Genomic DNA, 22,311 nt, shown 5'->3' with positions numbered 1-22,311 from the left:
CGCATGAGCACTCCACACCTCGATCGGCTTCTCTTCATGCAGGGCGGCCAGTGTTTCTTCTGCCGGCAGCCCTTGCCTCGTGGTGAGGCCTCAATCGAGCATCTGGTGGCCAGCGCCAACGGGGGCACGAACAGCGAGGACAACTGTGTCGCCTGCTGCCGTACCCTCAACAGCCTGCTCGGATCGAAGTCGATCAAGGAAAAGCTGCAGATTGTGCTGAATCAGCGCGGCGACTTCCGCTGCCCCCGGCCGCGAGAGTCCGCTACCCCGCCAGGTGCGCTGCCCCTGCCTGAAGGCGACAACCCGACCCCACCGGTCGTGAAGCCGCCCGCTGTCGCCGCCAGTGCGCCTGCAGCGGCCGCGCCGACCCGGGACACACATCTGGAGCGGCTTGCGCTCGTCCTCGCGGACCTTCGCAGGCGCGGCAACTCGCGACCGCGCAAGGAGGCGACCCTGATGACGACGATCCAGGCCCTGATCAAGCAGCGTACGAACCAGCCGATTTCCGACGCCAACCTGAAGAAGCTGCTTGCCGAACTTCAGCAGCGCGGTCAGGTGACGATCACGGAGGGCAAGGTTGCCTACAAGCTCTGATCCCAACACTGCCGTCGCGGCGGGCAACGTGATGCTGGCGGACGCCGACAACCTGGTGCAGCGTGTCGCCGCCCGCATCCGGTCCCGGTTCGCCGAGGAGGCCTCGGGCCATGACTGGCACCACATCCACCGTGTCTGGCGGTTGGCCCGGAAGATCGCCGTGGCCGAGGGGGCGAGGCTCGACGTGGTCGAGTTGGCCGCGCTCGTCCATGACATTGCCGACTGGAAGTTCCACGGCGGTGACGACGCCATCGGGCCACGCGAGGCAGAGCGGCTGTTGCGCGAGGAAGGCGCCGGGAACGACCTCGTTGAGCCGGTTGTCGAGATCGTGGCGACGATCTCGTTCAAAGGCGCAGGGGTCCGGCAGCCCATGCGGACGCTCGAGGGGCAGTGCGTCCAGGATGCCGACCGGCTCGATGCGATCGGAGCGATCGGTATCGCCCGCTGTTTCGCATACGGCGGCCATGCGGGACGCCTGATGTACGACCCCGAAGTGCCGCCTGTCCTGCACGCGACCGCTGATGCCTACAAGGCCGCCAAGGGTACGAGCGTCAATCACTTCTACGAGAAGCTCTTCTTGCTGAAGGACCGCATGAACACCGCGACCGGACGCCTGCTCGCGCAGGAGCGACACCAGTTCATGGCCTCCTTCGTCGAGCGCTTTCTCGAGGAGTGGAACGGGGACGAGGGCTCAGCCCATCATGGTCCAGCGGTGCTTGTGGAGGCCAGCAGCGACGCATCAGGCGGGAATGAACTTCGTTCCAGTGGATCGCGTTCGTAACCGCTTACCGACGTCAATGTTTGGAGCGACTTCTTCCGTCAGGAATGCATACCAGTCGTCTGTCGTCATCGTCTCCGGAGATTCGGCGCGCAGACGATAAAAGGGAAGTCCAACGAGACCGAAAATCGCGTTCTTCATCTCATCGCGGGTCTTGATTTCGGGCCGATCATGATATGAGCTATCGAGCTCGAACGCGGCAACGGGATCCCCTTCATCCGGCACGATCAGCACCGCATCGACCCGGGAGTTTTTTGCGTAGGCCCACGTCGACTTACCGACGAGCTCACGCAGGCGACTGAACTCGATCATCTGGTCAAGTGGATAATTCGGCAGCGCAAGTAGCGCGGGAAATCTCAGCGACAAGGCCTTGAGAAACGCTCTCTCCTGGCTACTCCTGAAAACCGAACGCCGGATTCCCATTGCGTCGGACGCGTTTGGATCGCCGAAGCGCATAAGTGTGCTGCTGACAACGCGCCGCACCTCAATGACGGGCTCGGAAAGAGCCTTGGCTGCTTCCAACTGCTTTCGATTGGTATTTTGGCGTCGTTCGGACCAACGTCGATGCTCGTCGCGAAGTGTCCTCGCGATAGCGTGCAACGCGCTTGAATCCAAGCGCTCGGCGAGGCCGAGGACGGTTGAGTAAGGAGCTGATATCTCACCAGCGAGAAGGAGCTGCTCATACTCAGTCAGTAGGTCCTCTGCTGCTTGCGGTGCTTCCAGGAGGAGACATAAGGCCTCGCCGGCGAGGGCCTTCAAGTAGTCGTCGTTCCTCCGGAAAACCCGAACCTCACCGTCGAGAAATAAAGTGACAAAGGCGGCATGCTCCCGCCGATGCAGATGCCCACGCAACGTCCGAATGACGCTTGCTTTATCCCTTGTCTGCACGAAGTCTCGTCGTCTAAGTCGTCAGAATCGAGTGGGAATGGTACGTGTCGGCGCGCCCATTGTCACTCATAGAGCGTCGCCTCATAGAGGCCACACTCCTAGCATCAGTCGAAAATCCATTTCCGACTGCTGTGACTTCTTCCTCCGACCCCAGGGTCCTCTTCGGTAAGCACCTTGCCGAGCTTCGCCGAAGCCGCGGATGGTCCCAGGAATACCTCGCGCTTGAGAGCGGTCTCGCGCGGAGTTACTTAGGCGGCGTTGAGCGTGGGCAGCGGAACATCGCGCTTCTGAACATCATTCGCTTGGCAAACGCGCTGGAGCTCCCGCCCTCTAAGCTTCTTGAGTACGAGGATCGCAACGGCGGCCGTGTTGCATCGGGCCTGAGTTAGAGGTCAATCGAGGGCCCGCACGCCAGCATCAGGACCAGGCGATGCGGTGACCGCGCTCTGTAGCCTTGTGGCGTTCATCATCGTCGCCATGGAGGTATAGGCTCGTGGTTGTGATTGACTCGTGGCCTAAGTTATCGCGGACGAACCGCAAGTCGACCTCGGCGCCTGCCATGTTCGAACCGGCCGTGTGACGTAGCCAGTGCGCCGAAGCCGCACGCAGTGCATTTGCCCGCGACACAAACTCATCGCCACGCTCCTCAACTCGCTTCGCTGCACGCTCAAAGACTTCTTTCACGACTAGATGCACGGCCCCGCGCGTCAGAGTCCGACGCTGTCCGCCGATTGGGAGGAGGAGGGGGGTCGGCTCGCCTGGAACTGGATAGGGCGCCAACGCGTACTCCCGGCGGTAGCGCACCAACTCCATCATCAGTTCGTTCGTGGCAGGGACGATCCTCGTCTTCTCACCTTTGCCCGTTACTTCAAGCCACCAAAGGTCGTCCCCGTTTCGGTCACGCCGGGAAAAGAAGCACCCCATGGTATTGGTCGTGACCTCCGTGATCCGAAGGCCGCACAGGTACAGCAAACTGAAGAGCCAGCGCACGCGGAAGTAATGCTCGCGCTCGCGATCCGTCTCGTTTGGCATCGATTCGATCGATGCCTTGACTTCCACCCAGGTAGGCTCATCGAGGAATCGGGTGATTCGGGGCTTCGACCGCCGCTGGCGCTGTCGAGAGAGGGATAGCGGATTGCCAGCAAGGTACCCAGCATTCACAAGCCAGGCGAACATCGTGTTCAGGATGACAATCGCTTGTCGCTGACTGCTGGCAGACAGCGGCCCAGAGAACGGTCTCCAGCCAGGATCATTTCGCGGCCATTTGCGGCCTTTGGCCATGACCCAGCGTGCAACGGGCTGTGGGTCTGAGAGAAACCGCCTGTACAACAACAGATCCTCGTGACTGAGGCTGGAAAGGGGCTTACCCAACTCCGTGACCGTCCAGAGGAGGAGGCGCTCAGCCTCCTTGCGGTAGCTGTCGAACGTCGTTCGGGTGTCGACAAAGCGGGCGAGCCACGCTCTGACGGCATCGACGTCGTTCTGCGCTGAAATCTGCGGCCGACCGCCAACGGCGCGGTTATTACCGACACTTCCGTTGAGGTCGCTTGGCAAGTTGACCAGTTCCAACGGGCCGAACGCGTTTCGGGGCATCAAATTCACGAGGGTCACATCCAGAACGGCGGATTCCGCACGTTACTACACATTATAGGAATAATGTCTAAAGTTAATGATAATACGGGCAGAACTGACCGGTTTCCGGACTGGTCCGTCTGTTTTAGTTGATTCCACCGCCAAGGCAGCTACCATCCTGACATTGGTCAAAGATCCGAGCCAAAAAATGAGCCGTAGCTCCGTTGTTACATACGAGCATGTCCGTCAGGCCTGCTACGAGATCCTCGCCAAAGGGGAACGACCAACCCGTCCAGCCGTCCAGGAGCTGCTTTCCACTGACCGGTATGTTGGCCAGAAAGGCAGCAACGCCGTCGTCCAGAACCACATTCAAGAGTTCTGGAGTGCCATGGCAAACACGCTGCAGGTGCCCGTGCGGGCGGTGGACGGGATCCCCGAGGCCTTCGTAACGATCATCGATCGCGCACTTGGCGATATGGTGCAGGTTGCTAAGAGACTTGCTGAGGAGGGCCTCAGGGAGCGAGAGGCCCATCTGGACAAGCGATCCAGAGAAATGGAGGCAACCGTTCAGGAGGCGAACGAGCGTGCCCTCGAATCCGATCAGCTCCGCCTACGCATGGAGAGTGAGGTCGCGGCCTTGAAAATGAGGATCGGAGACCTGGAGGCCAACCTTGCGGAGTGTCAGAGGAAGCTGGCGAAAGAGTCGCATAGGGTCCTTGAGCACCAGCGCACGATCGACGAAAAGGATGCCGAGCTCGTGCGCCAGTTCTCCTCGCTGGACGCGGCGAGACTTGCCATCGAGCAAACTAATGAACATCACCGCCTGGAGACCCATCGGCTGTTGCAGCAACTGGACAACGAACGTCAAGCTGCCAGCAAGGAACGGAGGCAACAGAACGAAGAGGTAGAGCGCGCACGCAAGGACGCTGCCACGGCGCGAGAGGAGTTCATAGCGCTGCGTGAGGACTGCGCTCGACTCAAGGGAGAGAGCGTCAAGGCATGTGAGAGGCTGACAGAGGCAACAGCCTCAATGGAGACCCTGCGAAGCAGCCTCGAGAAAGCGGAGGCCCAACTCTCCATATCGGAGCGTGACCTTGCTGCGGTGAGAGTGCGGCACGAGATGGCTGATCAACTCCGGCAAGAGGCAACGGTCAGGCTTAACGTCCAGGCTGAGGAAATCGGACAACTGCGGCAAGAAATTGCAAATCTTAGGAGGAGACGCGTCAAGAGCCGTGCATCAGAAGAGAGCTCTCTTAGGAGTAAGGAAGAGACAGATGCGAAACGGGCAAATAGTGACTAGCCATTCGCGTCAGCCCCTTGTAGCTCTCCACGACGGTGGTTACAAAATTACAAAAATACTGGTAACAACTTTAGTTAAATGAACGTGAACAGACTTGGTGATTCGGAATCTCGGAATATAGTTTACATAACGCAGATTCTTGGCTTTCCAGATGAGGACGAGAAAAACGGCACCGCCTCGAGATCACTGCTCCCCAAGTGTGCCGCCGAAGAGCCTCAGGGCCTGCGCGAACACCGCAGCAAGCCTGCAAGCCTGCAAGCCATTGATTCAATTGTTGGTGCGGGGAAAGAGACTCGAACTCTCACGCCTTGCGGCGCTGGAACCTAAATCCGAATGGCATCAATATTCAGCAACAGAGCACAGCAAACTAGCGCAATATATTCAATGGCTTGGGACACTTGTAACACTGTGTAAGATTGCCGTTTGTTGTGCTGTTTTGCGGTTCATTCCCCCAGATTTCCCCACGTTCGCGCGGGACTTTCAGTCCGATAAGCCCAGTGGGACACGATCCATGGGGGAACGTGGGGGAACGCGCGCCATCGCATCCACCAGCTCGGGGATGTTGCGCTCGATGACTTTCTGCGCGGCTTCCAGCGTCTTGCCGGAACCGAGGCCGGCTTTCGCGGCGGCGATGTCGCGGGTGTCGCCGTGAGCATCCGGAAATATTTCCGGACCCTCTTTCTTGACGTACTGGTTGCTTCCCTTTCGGTCGTTCAGCCGCTCCGCAATCGCCTCCGCCAACGCGACCTTCTCGCTGATCGTCGGCTCCTTGCGCTGATCGTTCTCGTCGCGCTCTACCTTCAGTGCGTCGAGGTCAATTTGATTGTTTTCAAAAAGAGGGGATTTTTCTGCGCGTGCGATGCCGAGGGGATTACAGCCGGCCAGGGTTCCAGACTTTTCGCCGGCCTACCCCGTCAGCATCGCAAGCTCCTCGAGGATGCGCTCGCGCTTGGGCAGCAGGATCGGTAGCTGGTGATTGCCCCACGCCGACGGGTGCGCGGTGTAACGCTCGATCTTGCCTTGCACGTCCGCCAGCCTGCCCCGTAATCGGTCGATAGCGACTTCCTGAGCGCGTCGGCATGGGATGCTGCAATAGACCTTCCTGCGACCGCGTGCGGGCCGTTCTAGGGGCTTTCCGCAGACTCTGCAATTCTCCGTCATCGGGGGAATCCTCCGGGGAGTCGACCTAAAAAGACCACGTTTATGGTTGAAAGGCTAACCGTGCGGTTCCCGGGTTCGATGCTCCAGACATTTCGGGGCGCATATCCCCTAGCCTGCGCTGGTAGCACGTCAGCACCGTGTCAGGATCAACGCCGGCCAGCCCGGTCAGGCGTTGCAGCATCGGCCCAGGTCGGTTCAGTGCGTGGTGCGCTTCCTCGCGAAAGCCATGCCGGTCAGGTCCGAGCCGGCGATAGTCGAGCGCGTCCTCGATCAGTTGCGCGACCACTGCGCCCCATAGGCTTAGCTCGGCGGCGCAGTCCTCCAGGCTCACCACTGCCTGCCCTTCCGCTGCTGATAGGGCTGCAACTGGTCAGGCAGGACGTTTTGCAGGTCGAGCGTGTCGATATGCACGCCGAATCCACGGATGCGCCAGACCTTGCCCACTTGGGTTAGCGTAAGTCCTCGTTGCTCGATCAGATCCTTGATGACTTCGCGGCGGCTCTTGGTTGCGTACATGGTCACTCCAGACGTGAAAACGCCCAGGCTCGAAGGCCCGGGCGCTGAGGGTTGGCAAGGTCAGCGGGCAATGCGTCCGCCCCTTGCCGCCGTGGTTATTCAGAAACGGGACACTCACGGCTAATACCCGTCGCGGCTTTGGCTTGCGCCCCGTCCGCGCTACGGTGGTTAAACGGTCTTGAGTTGGCGGAACAGCGCCTTAGGCTGCACCACGTAGCCATCCATCCGGGCATGTGCAACGAGGGCATGCTGCGCCTTGGTTGCGGCCTTCCAGCGGATCACCTCGAGGCGCAGCTCGGAGCGTGCCGCGATCAGCAGACCGCGCGAGAAGTCGCCAAAGAATCCCGTACCTGCTGCGAGGTTCGAGGTCGGCAGTTCCAGCATGTTCGCCAGGGCGGGCGGCTTGCCAAGCCAGGAACCAGCGGTCGAGGCCAACTGTGCAGCGCGGGCCATGTAGTCGGCGGCTGCCGAGATCATCGCTCGCGGCAGGGGCTGCCCTGCGGTCATTGCCGCCGAGATTGCCTCCATCACCTTCGCCCACAGCGCAGGGTCTTGACCGGCTGCCGAATCGGGGATGTTCGCATCGGCTGCCAGTTTGGCCAGGATCAGGGCTTCCAGCTTCTGCGCGAAGGCGCCGGCCAGACTCACACGGAGCAGTGCGTCGAGGTTGGGCGAGTCCTGCACCACTTCCTCCGACAGCGGGACCAGCGCGACCAACAGTTTCGGATCGACCGTAACCGGGGCAGCGGTCATGTCCGATTCGACGATGTCGTCGGTGTTCTCGGTGTGCTGATGGACCGTCGGGTCTTGGGTGATCTTAGCGAAGGTTCGCGGGCCGTCGATGATGACGGTCTGCGCGCCGGCCTCCACGATCACGGTCTGCGCCCGGATGTCGTCGATGAACGCATCGGAGAGGCCGGTCGGCACCAACGCAGGACCGCTGCCGATTGCCTTGCGGCTGCCGATGATTTGCTCGCGGCAGAACTCGCCAATCGAGAAATCAGCGTTTTCGCTCTTGCGGTCTGCGAGCCGGTCACCCTTGCCGATGATCGGATACTCGCGGCCATCTACAGCCTTGAGCATGCGCGGCTTGGTGTCGGCGTTGCCCGGTGCACCCGGGCGATTCATGCGCTTCTCGATGTCGTCGAGGCGGGCGGCCTGGTCGGCCTTGAACTCATCAAAGGCTTTTCCGATGCCTTCGATCACTTCCTGAAATTCAGTCATTTTGCGTACCTTTTGGGATGCTTATGGAATGGTGCTGCTTGTTCGCCCTCCGCATCCCGCGTGCCGGCAGTAAGACAATCGAAACGCTGCCGCAGCAGCAGCGGTTTCGACGCGATCACCCTTGCGCATCCCGCGTTTGGGTTGGTCGCACTGTAAGTATATACAGCCGCAATTCATTTGTGTTAATTGGGAACATGGTTTTGCACCTCAATTGAGCCGATCTCTAGCGAATTGCCTGCCGGGTCGATCACGAACAATTTGCAGTCGAGAATTCCCGCCGTGCTGAATCCGGTTTCGAGCCGGAACACTGCGCCGCCGACCGCTGCGACTTGCAAGCGTCGATAGCCTGCCGGGTCGTCGTGCTTCAGGTTTTCGAGGAAGCCGGCCACCAGTTGCGACGTAGCCGAGAAATATCTTTCAACGATCAGGCTCATTGCTCATTCTCCAAATGCTCGACGATGTGCGGGACGTAGTGCCGGAATACGAAGGCGGTCAAGAGCGGGTGCCACGATGCGGACTTCATAGACCGTCCTCCAGCGGCTCGGCTGCCACGCAGGCGACGTGCTCGCCCAGAACGCGCGACAGCGGGACGCGCCATTGATACTTGACGACGGTCGGCGAGCGGTCGCGCCAATGGATCAACCATCGTGCGGACGTGCGCAGACTTTGTGCCGCCAATGCCGCGCGGATCGCGGCGGGGGTCGGGGTTCTCCGTTTCATTCTTGAGGCTCCACGTCCGCGTTAATCCACACCGCGCGCACCTCTGCGGCGGTCGCACCTTGAGGGCAGGCGACGGTAAAGGCGGCTCGCATCGGTGGGCGGATGATCCATATCCGATGCATTCCGGCCTGCCGCTTCTGCACCTCACGCAGGACTGCGCCGCGCTGCTTTCGCAGGCGAGGTGCCCATTCCTTGATCGCAGTCGGATCGCCACGCAGGCCGACACGATTGCCGCTCAAAACGAAGATCACGCCGGCCTCTGCGGCCTGGTCGAGAAGGTCGGTTATAGCCATTCGTCGGCCTCCTCCTCGTCATTCGTGCAATCATCCGTGCCACCTTCCTCTAGCCTTAAATCGCATGGCACAAATGGCACGAATGGTTCCGAATCGTCATTCGTGCCATTCATGCCATGTTTTTTATGGCTGGCATGCATGGTCGAGTTGTTGGCACGAATGGGCAGCGACCAGACAGAGACCTTTTCCTTTCCGAATCCGTGAATCTTGGTTTCTGCGCCGATTCGCTTTCTGGCGTGCTGAATCGTCCGTTCCTTGAATCCGCAGGCGCGACCAGCCTTGATTACGTCCGCCTTGGCAATCTCGCCCTCGTCGGTCAGTAGGTCACGAAGCCATTTATCTACCTCGTTGCGGTCCTCGTTGCCGTCCTCGTCGCGCTCGGTAACGGTGTCTGCTGCGGCGAGGATTTCGCGGGCGCTGCCTTCGATTTCCTCGCCCCACAGGACGCGCGATGCCCATACGCCGGCAAAGTCCTGCAATTCGACTTGTTCGAGGTCGTAGTAGAAACCGCCATCGTCCGGGCCGATGTTCGACTTGGCGCGCGCAAGGATTCGACGCCCTGCCCCCTCTGCATCGTCCTGCACCTTCGCGGCGGCGAGCACCACGCGGGCAAGCGCACCGAAGGCCAGCGAGCCGGCTACGCGCTCGGTCGGGTCGCGTCCTTGGCTGCCCTTGGAGAAGTGACTGATGCCCAGGATTGCCGCCCCGATCTCGTGCCCCAGATCAACGAGGGGTTGCAGCGCACGACGGGTCTCGGCGTTGTTGTGCGAGTCACCTTGAACCGCCGAAACTACCGGGTCCGTAATCAGCAATCGGACGTTGCCAACTCGGCGCGCGGCCTCCGCCAGTTCGCGCATATCGGACGCCGGATCGAACGGGCGATGCTGCTCGCCGTCGCGCACGCTGCCGACGAAGTGAATCAGGCTCATATCCGCACCACAGGCCAGCAGGCGCGGCGCTAGGGTGTCGGTCGGGTCATCCTCCCCAGACCAGACTAGAACCGCTCCAGCGTCCTTTACGCGGCTCCCATCGGGCCAGCGTCCGCACGTCGTCAATGCAGCGGCGAGCGCAAGCGCAAGCGTCGTTTTGCCGGTGCCCGGTGCGCCTGCCAGGATGTGCAACTTTCCAGCGGCGAGCCATCCATTCCAAAGCCAGTCAATCGGCTCGGGTCGGATCGCAGCGCCATTGATGAGGTGCACCGCCCTCGATTCGCCTGCCGGCTTCTCGATGCTGGCGATGATCTGCCGTTTAACCGCTTCGCTGCCAGCCTGCTGCATTAGGTCGTTGAAGTCCGTTCCCTCGTCGCCGGTGAAGGTCGGGAAAGCCGCGCTGCCCTTTACAGCTTGCGCGGCCTCGATTGCTTTCGTCCGCCCGGGATTGCCTTGGGTGTGCCTGTCGTCGTCGCCACAGATCACCAGCTTTGCGCGGGGGAATTGCTCGCGCAGGCTGAGCGCGACCGCTCGAAGGTTTCCAGCATTGAAGGCCACGCAGGTCGGCCAGCCGGTCGCCTCGTGAAGCGTTGCAGCGGTTGCAAAACCTTCTGCCACCAGCAGCGGGCCGGATTCGCTCGGCTCGCCAATCCAGCAGCAGCCGCCGGCCATCCTCCCGCCGGGCAGGAATAGCTTTTGACCGCTCGCGCTAATGGACTGCATCGACTGAATCGCGCCGTCCTGGTCGAAAACGGGAATCAACAGCGAGCCGTTACGCTCGCGGGCGATGTGCGGTGCGATGCCCTTGGCGGAAAGGTAAGCATGATGTTTTGCAGGCTCGGCGGCTTGCCATGTTGCAAGGGCTTTGCGCGCTGCCTGTCGATAGCCTTCCTCGCGCTCGTCCTCTGCCGCCTTGCGGGCTGCATCGGCCTTTGCGCGGATCTCGGCAAAGTCCGCAGCATCGCGGGGTTGGCCTTCACGCCCGCGCTGCCAGACGAAGTTGTCGCCGGTCCGCCAATCTCCAAAGATCGCGCCGTTCTGATCCTCGAAAACGCGAATCCAGCCGGCGCAATCGTCGTTCCTGCCGTTCGTCGAGAATCGAACGATGCGCCCTGCTTCGGGATCGCAATCCGGGAAAGGCAGGCCGGCATGTTCAAACGCAGACCGCAGATCAGGTGAAAAGATGACATTCATCGCGCCACCTCGCCAATCAGTGCAACGAGGGCGGCGGCGATAATCCACGCAGCGGGCGATGCGGTAGAATTGCGATCAGTGGTTTTCGCTTGGGGCGCGGCTTTGTATAGGGCTTGCGCCCAATTTTTTGCGTGCATGGTCTGCGCCCTCCTCAGTGCGAAGATGCGCGGGAATCGAGCCATGCCTCGAATGCGTCGAGGTCGATAAGCACCCTGCGACCGACGCGAAGAATTGCGCCGGCTTCGGCCAGACCATTGCCGGGGATACGATCGCCTCGAGAGTTGAAGCGGTCGGCAGATTTGAAAATCAGATCACGCAGCGCGGCCTGAGAGAAAACCGGATAGGCGGCGGCGAGTTGTGCGACGGTCGCCACGCGGCGACGGGGTTGAATTGCTGCGGCGGGGGTGTCGTGCTGTACGTGCATTTTGCAATCTCCATTTGCCGGCCTTGGGTTATTGCCGGTTGCGGTGAAGATTGGCGAAATGCTGAGGCTATGAATAATGCATTAACTTTCCGGTGATCGTTGCCCGGAATGCCTTGATTGGCGCGGGTTAGGCGATAACCTTCCGAAGCAATTTAGCGACGGGCGACGCGCTCAGGGGGTCGCCTATCGCGTCGAGCAGCAGTTGTGCCGCCTGTACGTCGCGCGAGGCGCTGCCGCCTGCCTCCCACGGCTTGACGGGTGCGCCGGTCATGGCGAGCCATATCTCGACGAAGGCGCGGGCGAAGATGATGCGATAGCCTTTCACAGGCCGGCCATCGTTGCCTTGCACGCGGGCGAAGGCGGCGGCGGCTTTCAGCTTGGCAGGCCGGAACCGGGCGAACTCCCACGGCACAGGCTCGCCCATTTGGCGTAGCGCGTCGGTCATCACTGCCCGGGTGAATTCGTCGCAGTGATCTAGCGCCTGATGAACCGCGTCGTCGTCAGCCCGGGCGATTGCCGCCAGCGTCTCTATCACGTCCTGCGCCCTGGTGTCGTCGCCAGCGTCACGGATGCCCTTGACCGTCTCGAGCATGTCCTCGAGGTAGAGCACTTCGTCGGCGGTGACCGCCCTGCCGACGAAGTTGCCCAGGCTCGCCAGTTGCGCGTCAGTGAGTTTTACGGGTTCTTCCCATCCGCCCACGCGCGACGGGTGTATGCCGTTCTTGAATGTGATCCTGCCGGCCATGTTGCCCTCAATGAGAAAGCCCGGACGAATCCGGGCGTAGTGGCGAGCGGTCAATCAGACAGGTCTGGCGGCTCGTTCATCCGTGGCGATCTCCAGGCACGCGGCATCGTTCTGGTGCTCAAGCAATGCGGCGACAAAGGATGAGAGTTCCGCGATTGCCTGCTGCGCAAGAGCCCATTGCGGGTTGCGCTCGCTCTCGTCAATATCCAAAAGCATGAACGCGGCGTAGCTCAGGCCTCGAAGGGTCTGAGACGGGCACATGTCCAGCATCTGCCCCATGCGGACGAACATCTCGGGGTCGTGCTTCCGCGCGCAGGCTGCAAGCTCCGCATATACGAACGGGTAGGTGAAAAACTCGCGGTCGGTGATAGTGTTCGTGGTAGCCATGATGTGATTCTCCTGTGATTGCTTCATGGTCAGGGTCGGCACGGTCTCTACACTATGCCGGCCCGCTTGCCTGAGTCCGTCAGGCGGCGGTGTTCTTCTTGCTGGCCAGTCCTAACCGCTGCGCCAGCACGTCGCCAAGCTCGACCGTCCGCTCCGGCGACAGGTGCGAATAGCGCGCGGTCATGGCTAGGGTCTTGTGGCCTAGCACCTTGGCGACTTCCATTGAACCGATGCCGGCCATCGTCAGATAGCTTGCGGCGGTGTGCCTCAGGTCATGCCAGCGAAAATCCTGCACTTCAGCGCGGTCGAGTGCCTTCAGCCAGGCTGTGCGCAGGCTGCCGAATCCTCTGCCCTCAGCGGGAACCGGGAAGACACGATCGTCCTTGAGGTCGCGCACCTTGGCGCGGTCGCGCAGCAGGTCGAAGGCTTCGCCCGTCAGCGGTAGCACGCGCCCTGCCCCGTTCTTCGTCTCGCCATCGCGCAACAGTATCGTGCGCCGGGTGAAATCGACTTGAGGCCAGCGCAGGTTCATCACTTCACCCTGCCGTGCGCCGGTCGAGAGCGCGACCACAAAGGCGGGATACAACAGCGGGTTGCTGGATTCCTTGCACGCTGCAATCAGGCGGGTGCGCTCGTCGTCAGTGAGGTAACGCACGCGGCCTGCCGATTCCTTGCCCTTGCGGACGCGGGCGCAGGGGTTGCGCTCGATCCAGCCGAGTTCCTTCACCGCGAAGGTGAAGCACGCCGATAGGGTGGCGAGGTAGCGGTTAGCGGTCGCCACGGAGCGGGCGCCGTCCTTGTGCAGCTTGGCGTAAGCGTCCGCAATGAGAGCCGACGTCACATCTTCCAGGCTATGCGCGTCGAACTCCTCGCGCCAGTAGGCAAGGTGCCCGGTGCGGGCCTGCATAGACTTCAGGTGATCGGTGATCGCGGCTTCGTACTTGTCCGCCAGCTCGGTGAAGGTGCGGCGGCGGGCAATGCCGAAGTGCTTGCCCTGCCTGATTGCCGCTTCGGTCTCGGCTGCCCACCGCTTCGCATCCGTCAGGCGGTCGAAGCTCGCATTCTCGGGGGGGTGCCCCTTCATGCGGATCTGCACCCGGTAAGAGGTGCCTTTCTTGGTGGTGCGCTTCTCTATGTAGGCCATCGTCCTGCCCTCTTTGATGCTATGGGCAAGACACTAGCGAAACGCAGCGCAAGGGGCAAACAAGCCGGGGGAATTTTCGGGACTCCCCCAAAACTCCCCACAATTTATGCGTTTCTGCTATTGCTAGATTTTCTCAACAGCCTTGAAACCCTTGCTGTATCTGATGGTGCGGGGAAAGAGACTCGAACTCTCACGCCTTGCGGCGCTGGAACCTAAATCCAGTGCGTCTACCAATTCCGCCATCCCCGCACTGCTGCGAAGCGGGCCGCATTATACACAGCACACCGCGCGCTACCCGAGTGCTTTCCGCTTCCCTTGCCGCTTCATCTCCGCGGCCAGGCGGTACCGCAACCCGCAGGGCGCGGCACCGCGCACTCAGGCTGGCGCGCGGCCGTAGGTGTCCTCGAAGCGCACGATGTCGTCCTCGCCGAGATAGCTGCCCGACTGCACCTCGATGATCTCGAGCGGCACCTTGCCCGGGTTCGCCAGGCGGTGCGTGTGTCCGAGCGGAATATAGGTCGATTCGTTCTCCGCGAGCAGGAAGGTCCGGTCGCCGCTCGTCACCTCGGCCGTGCCGCGCACGACGATCCAGTGCTCGGCACGATGATGGTGCATCTGCAGGCTCAGTTTGGCGCCCGGATTGACCACGATGCGCTTGACCTGGAAGCGCTCGCCGGCGTCGATCGAGTCGTACCAGCCCCACGGCCGATAGACCTTGCGATGGCTCTGCGTCAGGCTGCGTCCTTCGGCCTTGAGGCGGGCGACGACCTTCTTGACGTCCTGCGTGTGGCTCTTGTGCGCCACCATCACCGCGTCCGGCGTCTCGACCACCACCATGTCCTCGCAACCGACCGCGGCGACCAGACGGCTGCCCGCATGAACGAGGGTGTTCCGGCTGGACTCGAACAGCACCTCGCCGCGCGCAGCGTTGCCGTCTCCGTCCTTCGCGGACACCGCCCACAGCGCATCCCACGCGCCCACGTCCGACCAGCCGGCGGCCAGGGGCACGACCACGCCCGCGCCCAGTTCGGGCGCGCTGGCGAGCCGCTCCATGACCGCGTAGTCGATCGAGTCGCTCGGGCTGCGCTCGAAGGCCGCGGCGTCGAGGCGAATGAAGTCGGCGTCGTGGCTGCGCCCGGCGATCGCCGCGCGGCACGCGTTGGCCATATCGGGATTGAAGCGGGTGATCGCCGTCAGCCACACCGAGGCGCGCATCATGAAGATGCCGCTGTTCCAGAAATACGCGCCGCTGTCGACATAGCGCTCGGCGGTCGCGCGGTCGGGTTTTTCGACGAACTCGAGCAGCGCGCGGGCGCCTTCGCCTGCATCGACCGCTTCACCGGCGCGGATGTAGCCGTACCCGGTCTCGGGATGGTCGGGAACGATGCCGAAGGTCACCAGGGCGCCGCCCGCCGCCGCCTTCGCGCCCACCGCGATCGCCTGCTGGAAGGCCGGGAGATCGGTGATGACGTGGTCGGCCGGCATCACCAGCAGGATCGGATCGCCCTCCTCCTCCGCCACCAGCGCAGCCAGAGTCAGCGCAGGTGCGGTGTTGCGTCCGACCGGCTCGAGCACGATCTGCGGCGCGCGCACGCCCATCTGGCGCAACTGCTCGGCGATGATGAAGCGATACTCCTCGTTGGTCACGACCAGCGGCCGCGGGTCGACCTCGACCGCCGCGAAGCCCTTCAGGCGCGCCGCAGTCTCCTGCAACAGCGAGTGCTCGCCGGTCAGCGGCAGCAGCTGCTTGGGGTAGCTCTCACGCGAGGCCGGCCACAATCGGGTGCCCGAGCCGCCGGAGAGAATCACGCTCTTGATCGTCATGGATTCGGTTTCCTTGGGATGTGCTTCGTTTCGCTCGCGAGCCTGTTTGCCGTCCGGCCGCTGCGCGCCGCGATGGCCGACAAGGCGCGCGCCGGTATCAGGCGAGGATCTCGCGCAGCATGCGCGCGACGCCGTCTCGCCAGTCGGGCAGGTTGAGTCCGAAGCGCGTGCGCAGGCGGCGGGTGTCGAGCCGGGAGTTGAGCGGGCGCACGGCGGCGGTCGGGTAGTCGGCGCTTGCGATCGGGGTGATCTCGGCCACCTTGAGCGCCACGCCCAGGCGGCGAGCCTCCTCCACCACGAACTGCGCGTAGCCGTGCCAGCTGGTCTCGCCATCGGCCACCAGGTGATAGGTGCCGCCCAGGCTGGCGTCGGCCCGGGTCGCGCGGATGGCATGGGCGGTGACGTCGGCGATCAGTTCGGCCCCCGTGGGGGCGCCGATCTGGTCGGCGATCACGGTCAGGCGTTCGCGCTCGCCGGCGAGGCGAAGCATGGTGCGGGCGAAGTTGCCGCCGCGCGCCGCATGTACCCACGAGGTGCGAAAGATCAGGTGCGCACAGCCGCTCGCGGCGATCGCCTCCTCTCCGGCGAGCTTGCTGCGGCCATAGACCGACAGCGGCGCCGTCGGTGCATCCTCGCGCCAGGGCCTGTCGCCGCTGCCGTCGAACACGTAGTCGGTCGAGTAATGCACCAGCAGCGCCCCACACCCCGCAGCCGCGGCCGCGAGCACACCGACCGCCTCGGCGTTGATGCGATGGGCGCGCGCGGCATCGGTTTCGGCCTTGTCCACGGCCGTATAGGCCGCGGCATTGACGATCACATGGGGGGCGAGCGTGCGCACGCAGTGCTTCAGCCCCTCGAGGTCCTCGAGATCGCCACGGATGCCATCGGCCCCCTCGCGGTCGAGCGCGACAAGGGTACCGAGCGGTGCGAGCGCGCGCTGCAGTTCCCAGCCGACCTGGCCGTTCTTGCCGAGCAGCAGGATCTTCACGCCTGCACCTCCCGCGCGCCATAGTTGCGCGCCACCCAGTCGCGGTAGGCGCCGCTCTGCACGTTCGCGATCCAGCCCGGGTTGTCGAGATACCACTGCACGGTCTTGCGGATGCCGGTCTGGAAGGTCTCCGCCGGCCGCCAGCCGAGCTCGCGCTCGATCTTGCGTGCGTCGATGGCGTAGCGGCGGTCGTGGCCGGGGCGGTCCTTGACGTAGGTGATCAGGCGGCGATAGCTGCCGGCGGCGTCCGGGCGCAGCGCGTCGAGCAGTGCGCACAGGGTGTCGACGATGTCGACGTTGGCCATCTCGTTCCAGCCACCGACGTTGTAGGTCTCACCCAGGCGGCCACGCGCGAGCACCTCGCGGATCGCGCTGCAGTGATCGCCGACGTAGAGCCAGTCGCGCACGTTGAGGCCGTCGCCGTAGATCGGCAGCGGCTTGCCGGCGAGCGCGTTGACGATCATGAGCGGGATCAGCTTCTCGGGAAACTGATACGGCCCGTAGTTGTTCGAGCAGTTGGTGGTGAGCACCGGCAGGCCGTAGGTGTGGTGCCAGGCGCGCACCAGATGGTCGCTCGCCGCCTTGCTCGCCGAATACGGGCTGTTGGGCTCGTAGGCCTTGGTCTCGGTGAAGGCGGGGTCGTTCGGGCCGAGCGAGCCATACACCTCGTCCGTGCTCACGTGAAGGAAGCGGAAGGCCTCGCGCTCGTCCGCCGGCAGCGCCCCCCAGTATGCGCGTGCAGCTTCGAGCAGCGTGAAGGTGCCCTCGACGTTGGTGCGCACGAAGGCGCCCGGGCCGTGGATGGAGCGGTCGACATGGCTCTCGGCGGCGAAATGCACCACCGCGCGCGGCTTGTGCTCGGCGAACAGACGATCGACCAGGGCGCGGTCGCAGATGTCGCCATGCACGAAGATGTGGCGAGGATCGCCCTGCAGGCTGGCGAGCGTCTCGAGGTTGCCGGCGTAGGTCAGCGCATCGAGGTTGAGCACCGGCTCATCCCCGGCGGCCAGCCAGTCGAGCACGAAGTTCGCGCCGATGAAGCCGGCGCCGCCTGTCACGAGAATCACGGTGTCGTTCCTGTCCGCTGCGGAAAGCCCGGATTATGGCATCCGGAAAGCGGCCCGACGAGGCATTGGCGCACACTCGCGCCGCCACCCTCGCGCCGGAAAGGCTCACATGCGCAAGCGCTCGGCGTAGCCCGTCATCTCGAGGTAACCGCGGCCGGCCTCGCGCCCGGCAGCCGCCGCGGGGTCGTCCGCCGCGGGCCCGGCCGCAGCGCCCTCCTCCACCAGGCGCACCGCGCCCTCCCAGTAGATGGCGCCCGTCGAGGCGCGACTGTCCAGCTCCTGGTCGTCCATCAGCGGCTCGATGCGGAAGCGCCGACCGTCGCCGAGCTCGAGCCGCCATTCCACCGGGTACGCGATACCGGTGCGCGGCGAGCGCCAGTGCCGCAGCGGGATGAAGCGCAGGTCCTGCGGACCGAGGGGCGTCGCCCTGCCCTGCGCATCGCTCAGGGTGCCGGCGCCCCAAAGCGCCCGGCCTTCGGCATCGCGCATCTGGAAGCCCATCAATCCGCTGCCGTCGTTCAGGTTGATGCCGATCCAGTCCCAGCCGCGCGCGCCCTCGGGGAGGATCTCGCTCGACCACTCGTGGTCCAGCCAGGCATGGCCGCTGACCGCCATGGTCTCGCCGCCCACGCGCAGGCTTCCGCTCACCTGCAGCTGCGGACGGCTGTAGTAATAGCTGGCATTGAGCGGATCGGGCGCCTTCTGGCTGAAGCCGGCCTTGCCGTTGAGCACCGGCGGGCGATCAGGAACGAAATCGAGCGCGAAGCCGAAATCCTCCGCCTCGATGTGGCTGCGGTAGGGCGCATCGGCCGTATCGCCCCCGCTGAGGAACCAGCCATCGACGCGCACCTCGGTGCGGCCTTCGCCGGCCTCGACCAGCCCGGGGTACGTGCGCCCGGAACGCTCGGCGTGGCGCAGGCGGCCGCTGGCGGGATCGGCGACCGCCGCATGGGCGAGCACGAGCTGGCGCGGCGCGAAGCGGCTCGGGTTGTCCTCGCCGATCAAGGTGCGCACGCGGAAGAAGGTGAGCTGGAAGCCGCGCTCGGTACCCCTGGCGTCGCGCAGCCAGCCGGTGATGTACCACCACTCGGTGCGGTAGTCGGGATGCGCACCGTAGTCGCGCGGAAACGCGAGCGCGCGCCCCTCCACGACGGGCGGATAGTCGGATGCGGCCGTGTCCGCGCGGGCGGGCGCGGCGCCGAGCAGCAGCACGCCGACGGCGAGCAGGGAAAGGAGGTCGAATACGCGTTTCATGGCACTCACCAGTCAGCCTTCACCGCCAGCACCGCCGAGCGCTGCATCGCCTGTCGGCCGGCAAGCCGCGCCACCACGGCCGCCAGCACCACCAGGCTGCAAGCGAACACCGCCACCGCAAGCCAGGGTACGGCGAGGTCCATGCTCCAGTGGAAGCTCTGGCGGTTGATGATCTCGATCAGCACCCAGGCGATCGCACCGCCGGCAATCAGACCGGCGAGCACGCCGAGACCAGCGGTGAGCGCGCCTTCCACCGCGATCAGGCGACCGATCTCGCCACGGGTGAAGCCGAGGTGGCGCAGCATGCCGAACTCGCCCTGGCGGGTGGTGGCGAGTGCGGCGAAGGTGGTCGCGATCCCGAACAGCCCGATCACCACCGCCACCGCTTCCATGAGGTAGGTGATGAGGAAGGTGCGATCGAAGATCTCCAGGCTGAGCGCGCGGATCTCGCCCGGCAGCGCGATGGTGATGTGCTCGGCGCCGAAGGCCGCACGCAGCGCCTCGGCGATGGCCGCCGGTGTGCTGCCTGCCTCGACGCGCAGCGCGGCATCGTTGATGCGCGCGTCGCCGGTGAGGGCGATGTAGTCATTGCTGTCGATCAGTGCCGCGCCATGCTGCCGGGCGTAGTCGCGCCACACGCCGGCGACGCGGAAAGCGTGCAGGCGCCCACCCAGCGGCAGTTCGAAGCGACTGCCTTCACGCAGGCGATGGCGGTCGGCGGCCGCTTCGGACACCCAGATCGGCGGCAGCGCGTCGCCGCCTGGCGCCGGCGCCATCGAACCGCTCACCAGCGGCAAGCCCCAGTTGCCGCTCGCCTTGCGCGCCAGCACGCTGAACAGCGGCTCGTCGTCCGACAGGCGCAGGTTCACCAGACGGGTGGTGTCCACCGAGGCTACGCCCGGGATCGCGGCGATGCGCGCGAGCGCCCCGGCGTCGAGATAGCCGCTGCCTGCCGAGGTCGAGGCGCGCACATACAGGTCGGCCGGCAATACCTGCGCCAGCCAGTCGTCGACCGAGACGCGGAAGGAGCTCACCATGATCGCCATCGACACCGCCAGCGCCACGCTTGCCACCACCCCCGCGCTCGCCACCACCGCCTGCCCGGGCGTCGCCGACAAGCGGGCATGGGCAAGCCGCCAGCTCACCCCGCGACCGCGTCCGAGCAGCGGCAGCACCTGCCGCGCCAGGGCAGGCAGGGCCAGCACCGCCGCAGCGAGCACGAACACCACCGCCGCATAACCGCCGACCGGGATGCCTGCAACGGGCGGCAACAGGCAGGCCAGCACCGCCAACACCAGCATCGCCAGGGCCGTCCCGCCCCGCACCTGCGCCTGCGGCAGCCCGGCGCGCTCGCCCTCCCCCGCGCGCAGCGCGCGCGCCGGCGCCACCCGCGCGGCCTCGCGGGCAGGCAACCAGGTGCCCGCAACACCGGCGAGCACGCCCAGCAGCAGGTAGCCCACGCTCAGCACCGGATCGAAACTCAGCTCCGGGACCAGCCCGCGGAAGAAGCCGGCGCCGAGATCGCCGCCCACGAGGCGAAACGCACCGCCGGCCAGCGCATGCCCGAGCGCCACGCCGATGGCACCGCCGATCAGTCCCACCGCCGCCCCCTCCGCGAGCAGGCCCTGCATCAGCTCCCGGCGCTCCAGCCCGAGCGCACGCAGCAGGGCAAATTCGCGCCGCCGCCGCGCCACCGACAGCAGCTGGGTGGAGAAGACCAGGAAGCCGCCGGTGAGCAGGGCGATCGCTGCCAGCATGGTGAGGTTCACCCGATAGGCGCGCGACAGCGTACCCACCTCGCTCGCCGCCGCCTCGGGTACGCGCAGGGCCAGGCCCGGCGGCAGCAAGGGCGACAGCGCATCGATCCCGACCTGCGGGCTGAGCCCGTCGACCAGCTTCAGGTCCACCCGGGTCAGCACGCCCAGCCGATCGAACACCTGTTGCGCTCCGCCGATGTCCATCACCCCGAGCGGGCCCGCCGCCCCCGGGACGCGGCCGGCGAGCCGCAGACGGAAGCCGCTCACGCCCGACTGCACCCGCACCTCCCCCGCGGCGAGGGCCGGCGGCTGAATGGCGCCGTCCTGGCCGCGCAGCGACTGCTCGAGCCGTGCGCGCGCATCGTCGCTGAGGAACAGGTTGCGCGCCTGCAGCGCGGCGAAACGCCCATCCTCGTCATTGCCCCCCTCGGCCAGCGGCACCAGCCCCGGCTGCACGCGCAGCACGCGGAACAGGTCCACGCCGAGGATGCGCAGGGTGTCGTCCCGACCGGGCAGGCGCGCCTCGATCTCGAGTACCGGGCTGGCCACGGCGACCTCGGGGCGTCCGGCAAGCGTGGCGAACACAGCCTCGTCGAAGCCCTCGCGCGGCCCGACCAGCTGCAGGTCGGCTTCGCCCGCGACCAGCCGCATGCCGCGGCCGAACTCATCGAGCGCCGCGCCATGGATGAGCTGGACAGCCAGCCCGAGCGCCACCCCGAGCGCGATCGCCACCAGCGACAGCGCGGTCGCCAGCCGGCGCCGCAGCAGGCTGGCGAGAAAGATGCGGCGCAGCGGCGGATTCATGCCCGCCCCGTGATGTCGTGCAGGCCATCGGCGCGCAGCTCGAGCACGCGGTCGGCGCGCGCGGCGGCGATGCGCGAATGGGTGACCAGCACCCCGGCCGCCCCGCTGTCGCGGATCTGGCCGAGCAGGAGGTCGAGCACGTCCATCGCCCGCCCGGGGTCGAGGTTGCCGGTGGGCTCGTCAGCCAGCACCAGATGCGGGCGGTGCACCAGCGCGCGCGCAATCGCGACCCGCTGCAGCTCGCCCCCCGACAGCTGCTGCGGCGGATCGCCCGCGCGCGCGCCCAGCCCGACGCGCTCGAGCATCGCGCGCGCGGCGGCCTCCGCCTCCCGCCCCGGCTGGCCGAGCAGCCACAGCGGCAGCGCCACGTTCTGCAGCAGATCGAGGTGGGGCAGGATGTGAAAAGCCTGGAACACGAAGCCGAAGTGGCTGCGGCGCAGGCGGGCCATGGCGTCATCGTCGAGCGTGTCGATGCGCGCGCGGCCAACGCGGATCTCGCCACCGTCGACCGGTTCCAGTCCGGCGATGCAGTTGAGCAGGGTGGACTTGCCGGCGCCCGACTCGCCGACGATGGCCACGCACTCGCCCTCCCCCACGCGCAGCGCCAGGCGGTCGAAGAGCACGCGTGGCGGCATTCCGGGCAGGGTCTTGGAAAGGTGTCTGAGTTCGAGCATGCGGTCGGATCCGGAGGCAGCGGCCGGGGCATCACGCGCCCGACGGGAGGACGCGATTGTGTCATTGCGCTGCG

At 64.8% G+C, this 22,311-nt stretch carries 24 protein-coding genes and 1 tRNA gene; 4 read left to right on the top strand and 21 right to left on the bottom strand.

The annotated features are described in order from the left end of the window. Positions 1 to 3: 3 nt before the first annotated feature. Positions 4 to 594, top strand: coding sequence for an HNH endonuclease (locus AAG895_RS09305; protein ID WP_345795207.1), 591 nt, complete (start codon positions 4 to 6; stop codon positions 592 to 594). 31 nt (positions 595 to 625) lie between these two features. Beyond that, positions 626 to 1,375 carry an HD domain-containing protein gene (locus AAG895_RS09300; protein WP_345795270.1) on the top strand — a complete coding sequence of 250 codons (750 nt, stop codon included), beginning with the start codon at positions 626 to 628 and terminating at the stop codon, positions 1,373 to 1,375. Here the strand turns inward: AAG895_RS09300 and AAG895_RS09295 are convergent. Continuing rightward, positions 1,334 to 2,260 carry a DUF2726 domain-containing protein gene (locus tag AAG895_RS09295; protein ID WP_153168978.1) on the bottom strand — a complete coding sequence of 309 codons (927 nt, stop codon included), beginning with the start codon at positions 2,258 to 2,260 and terminating at the stop codon, positions 1,334 to 1,336. The genes AAG895_RS09300 and AAG895_RS09295 overlap by 42 nt on opposite strands. A 131-nt stretch (positions 2,261 to 2,391) precedes the next feature. On the opposite strand from AAG895_RS09295, the gene AAG895_RS09290 reads away from it, so the two are divergent. After that, positions 2,392 to 2,649: a helix-turn-helix transcriptional regulator gene (locus AAG895_RS09290; protein WP_096447404.1), complete on the top strand. Its 258-nt coding sequence runs from the start codon at positions 2,392 to 2,394 to the stop codon at positions 2,647 to 2,649. Between the two features lie 28 nt (positions 2,650 to 2,677). Here the strand turns inward: AAG895_RS09290 and AAG895_RS09285 are convergent, their stop codons facing one another. Beyond that, entirely contained in the window at positions 2,678 to 3,853 is a 1,176-nt protein-coding gene (locus AAG895_RS09285; protein ID WP_345795269.1) for a tyrosine-type recombinase/integrase, read from the bottom strand. A 187-nt stretch (positions 3,854 to 4,040) separates the two neighbouring features. Between AAG895_RS09285 and AAG895_RS09280 the strand changes: the two genes are divergently transcribed. Continuing rightward, entirely contained in the window at positions 4,041 to 5,132 is a 1,092-nt protein-coding gene (locus AAG895_RS09280) for a DNA-binding protein (protein ID WP_345795206.1), read from the top strand. Positions 5,133 to 5,612: 480 nt separating this feature from the next. Here AAG895_RS09280 and AAG895_RS09275 read toward each other — a convergent pair whose 3' ends face one another. From AAG895_RS09275 to AAG895_RS09185, 19 genes are all read right to left on the bottom strand, one after another. Further along, complete coding sequence (locus tag AAG895_RS09275) at positions 5,613 to 5,873, bottom strand: hypothetical protein (protein ID WP_345795205.1); 261 nt, start codon at positions 5,871 to 5,873, stop codon at positions 5,613 to 5,615. A 460-nt stretch (positions 5,874 to 6,333) separates the two neighbouring features. After that, on the bottom strand, positions 6,334 to 6,624 hold the full coding sequence (locus tag AAG895_RS09270; RefSeq protein ID WP_345795204.1) for a hypothetical protein: 291 nt from the start codon (positions 6,622 to 6,624) through the stop codon (positions 6,334 to 6,336). Further along, a complete protein-coding gene (locus AAG895_RS09265) occupies positions 6,621 to 6,809 on the bottom strand; it encodes a hypothetical protein (protein WP_345795203.1) in 189 nt (62 codons plus the stop codon). The genes AAG895_RS09270 and AAG895_RS09265 overlap by 4 nt, the downstream gene beginning before the upstream one ends. A gap of 168 nt (positions 6,810 to 6,977) precedes the next feature. After that, entirely contained in the window at positions 6,978 to 8,033 is a 1,056-nt protein-coding gene (locus tag AAG895_RS09260) for a phage major capsid protein (RefSeq protein WP_345795202.1), read from the bottom strand. A 182-nt stretch (positions 8,034 to 8,215) separates the two neighbouring features. After that, positions 8,216 to 8,467, bottom strand: coding sequence for a hypothetical protein (locus AAG895_RS09255; RefSeq protein ID WP_345795201.1), 252 nt, complete (start codon positions 8,465 to 8,467; stop codon positions 8,216 to 8,218). An 85-nt stretch (positions 8,468 to 8,552) separates the two neighbouring features. Beyond that, the gene (locus AAG895_RS09250; RefSeq protein ID WP_345795200.1) at positions 8,553 to 8,753 is read right to left on the bottom strand and encodes a hypothetical protein; all 201 of its coding nucleotides are present in this window, start codon (positions 8,751 to 8,753) and stop codon (positions 8,553 to 8,555) included. After that, the gene (locus AAG895_RS09245; protein WP_345795199.1) at positions 8,750 to 9,046 is read right to left on the bottom strand and encodes a hypothetical protein; all 297 of its coding nucleotides are present in this window, start codon (positions 9,044 to 9,046) and stop codon (positions 8,750 to 8,752) included. The genes AAG895_RS09250 and AAG895_RS09245 overlap by 4 nt, the downstream gene beginning before the upstream one ends. Then, positions 9,037 to 11,169 carry an AAA family ATPase gene (locus tag AAG895_RS09240; RefSeq protein ID WP_345795198.1) on the bottom strand — a complete coding sequence of 711 codons (2,133 nt, stop codon included), beginning with the start codon at positions 11,167 to 11,169 and terminating at the stop codon, positions 9,037 to 9,039. Before AAG895_RS09240 ends, AAG895_RS09245 begins: the two co-directional genes overlap by 10 nt. 151 nt (positions 11,170 to 11,320) lie before the next feature. After that, a complete protein-coding gene (locus AAG895_RS09235) occupies positions 11,321 to 11,593 on the bottom strand; it encodes a hypothetical protein (RefSeq protein WP_345795197.1) in 273 nt (90 codons plus the stop codon). Positions 11,594 to 11,720: 127 nt separating this feature from the next. After that, positions 11,721 to 12,338 carry a hypothetical protein gene (locus AAG895_RS09230; RefSeq protein WP_345795196.1) on the bottom strand — a complete coding sequence of 206 codons (618 nt, stop codon included), beginning with the start codon at positions 12,336 to 12,338 and terminating at the stop codon, positions 11,721 to 11,723. 54 nt (positions 12,339 to 12,392) lie between these two features. Further along, complete coding sequence (locus tag AAG895_RS09225) at positions 12,393 to 12,725, bottom strand: hypothetical protein (RefSeq protein WP_345795195.1); 333 nt, start codon at positions 12,723 to 12,725, stop codon at positions 12,393 to 12,395. A 79-nt stretch (positions 12,726 to 12,804) separates the two neighbouring features. Next, positions 12,805 to 13,869: a tyrosine-type recombinase/integrase gene (locus tag AAG895_RS09220; protein WP_345795194.1), complete on the bottom strand. Its 1,065-nt coding sequence runs from the start codon at positions 13,867 to 13,869 to the stop codon at positions 12,805 to 12,807. A 164-nt stretch (positions 13,870 to 14,033) separates the two neighbouring features. Further along, a tRNA-Leu gene (locus tag AAG895_RS09215) sits at positions 14,034 to 14,118 on the bottom strand. A gap of 126 nt (positions 14,119 to 14,244) precedes the next feature. Then, entirely contained in the window at positions 14,245 to 15,693 is a 1,449-nt protein-coding gene (locus tag AAG895_RS09210) for a mannose-1-phosphate guanylyltransferase/mannose-6-phosphate isomerase (protein WP_345795193.1), read from the bottom strand. 97 nt (positions 15,694 to 15,790) lie between these two features. Further along, a complete protein-coding gene (gene rfbD / locus AAG895_RS09205) occupies positions 15,791 to 16,681 on the bottom strand; it encodes a dTDP-4-dehydrorhamnose reductase (RefSeq protein ID WP_345795192.1) in 891 nt (296 codons plus the stop codon). Further along, on the bottom strand, positions 16,678 to 17,748 hold the full coding sequence (gene rfbB, locus AAG895_RS09200; protein ID WP_345795191.1) for a dTDP-glucose 4,6-dehydratase: 1,071 nt from the start codon (positions 17,746 to 17,748) through the stop codon (positions 16,678 to 16,680). Before rfbB ends, rfbD begins: the two co-directional genes overlap by 4 nt. Positions 17,749 to 17,853: 105 nt before the next feature. Beyond that, positions 17,854 to 19,002: a carotenoid 1,2-hydratase gene (locus AAG895_RS09195; protein WP_345795190.1), complete on the bottom strand. Its 1,149-nt coding sequence runs from the start codon at positions 19,000 to 19,002 to the stop codon at positions 17,854 to 17,856. Positions 19,003 to 19,007: 5 nt separating this feature from the next. Then, a complete protein-coding gene (locus AAG895_RS09190; protein WP_345795189.1) occupies positions 19,008 to 21,563 on the bottom strand; it encodes an FtsX-like permease family protein in 2,556 nt (851 codons plus the stop codon). Further along, the gene (locus AAG895_RS09185) at positions 21,560 to 22,237 is read right to left on the bottom strand and encodes an ABC transporter ATP-binding protein (protein WP_345795188.1); all 678 of its coding nucleotides are present in this window, start codon (positions 22,235 to 22,237) and stop codon (positions 21,560 to 21,562) included. The genes AAG895_RS09190 and AAG895_RS09185 overlap by 4 nt, the downstream gene beginning before the upstream one ends. Positions 22,238 to 22,311: the final 74 nt, after the last annotated feature.

The organism is Thauera sp. JM12B12 (assembly GCF_039614725.1).
Lineage (GTDB): Bacteria > Pseudomonadota > Gammaproteobacteria > Burkholderiales > Rhodocyclaceae > Thauera.
This window is presented reverse-complemented; position numbering and strand designations above follow the sequence as displayed.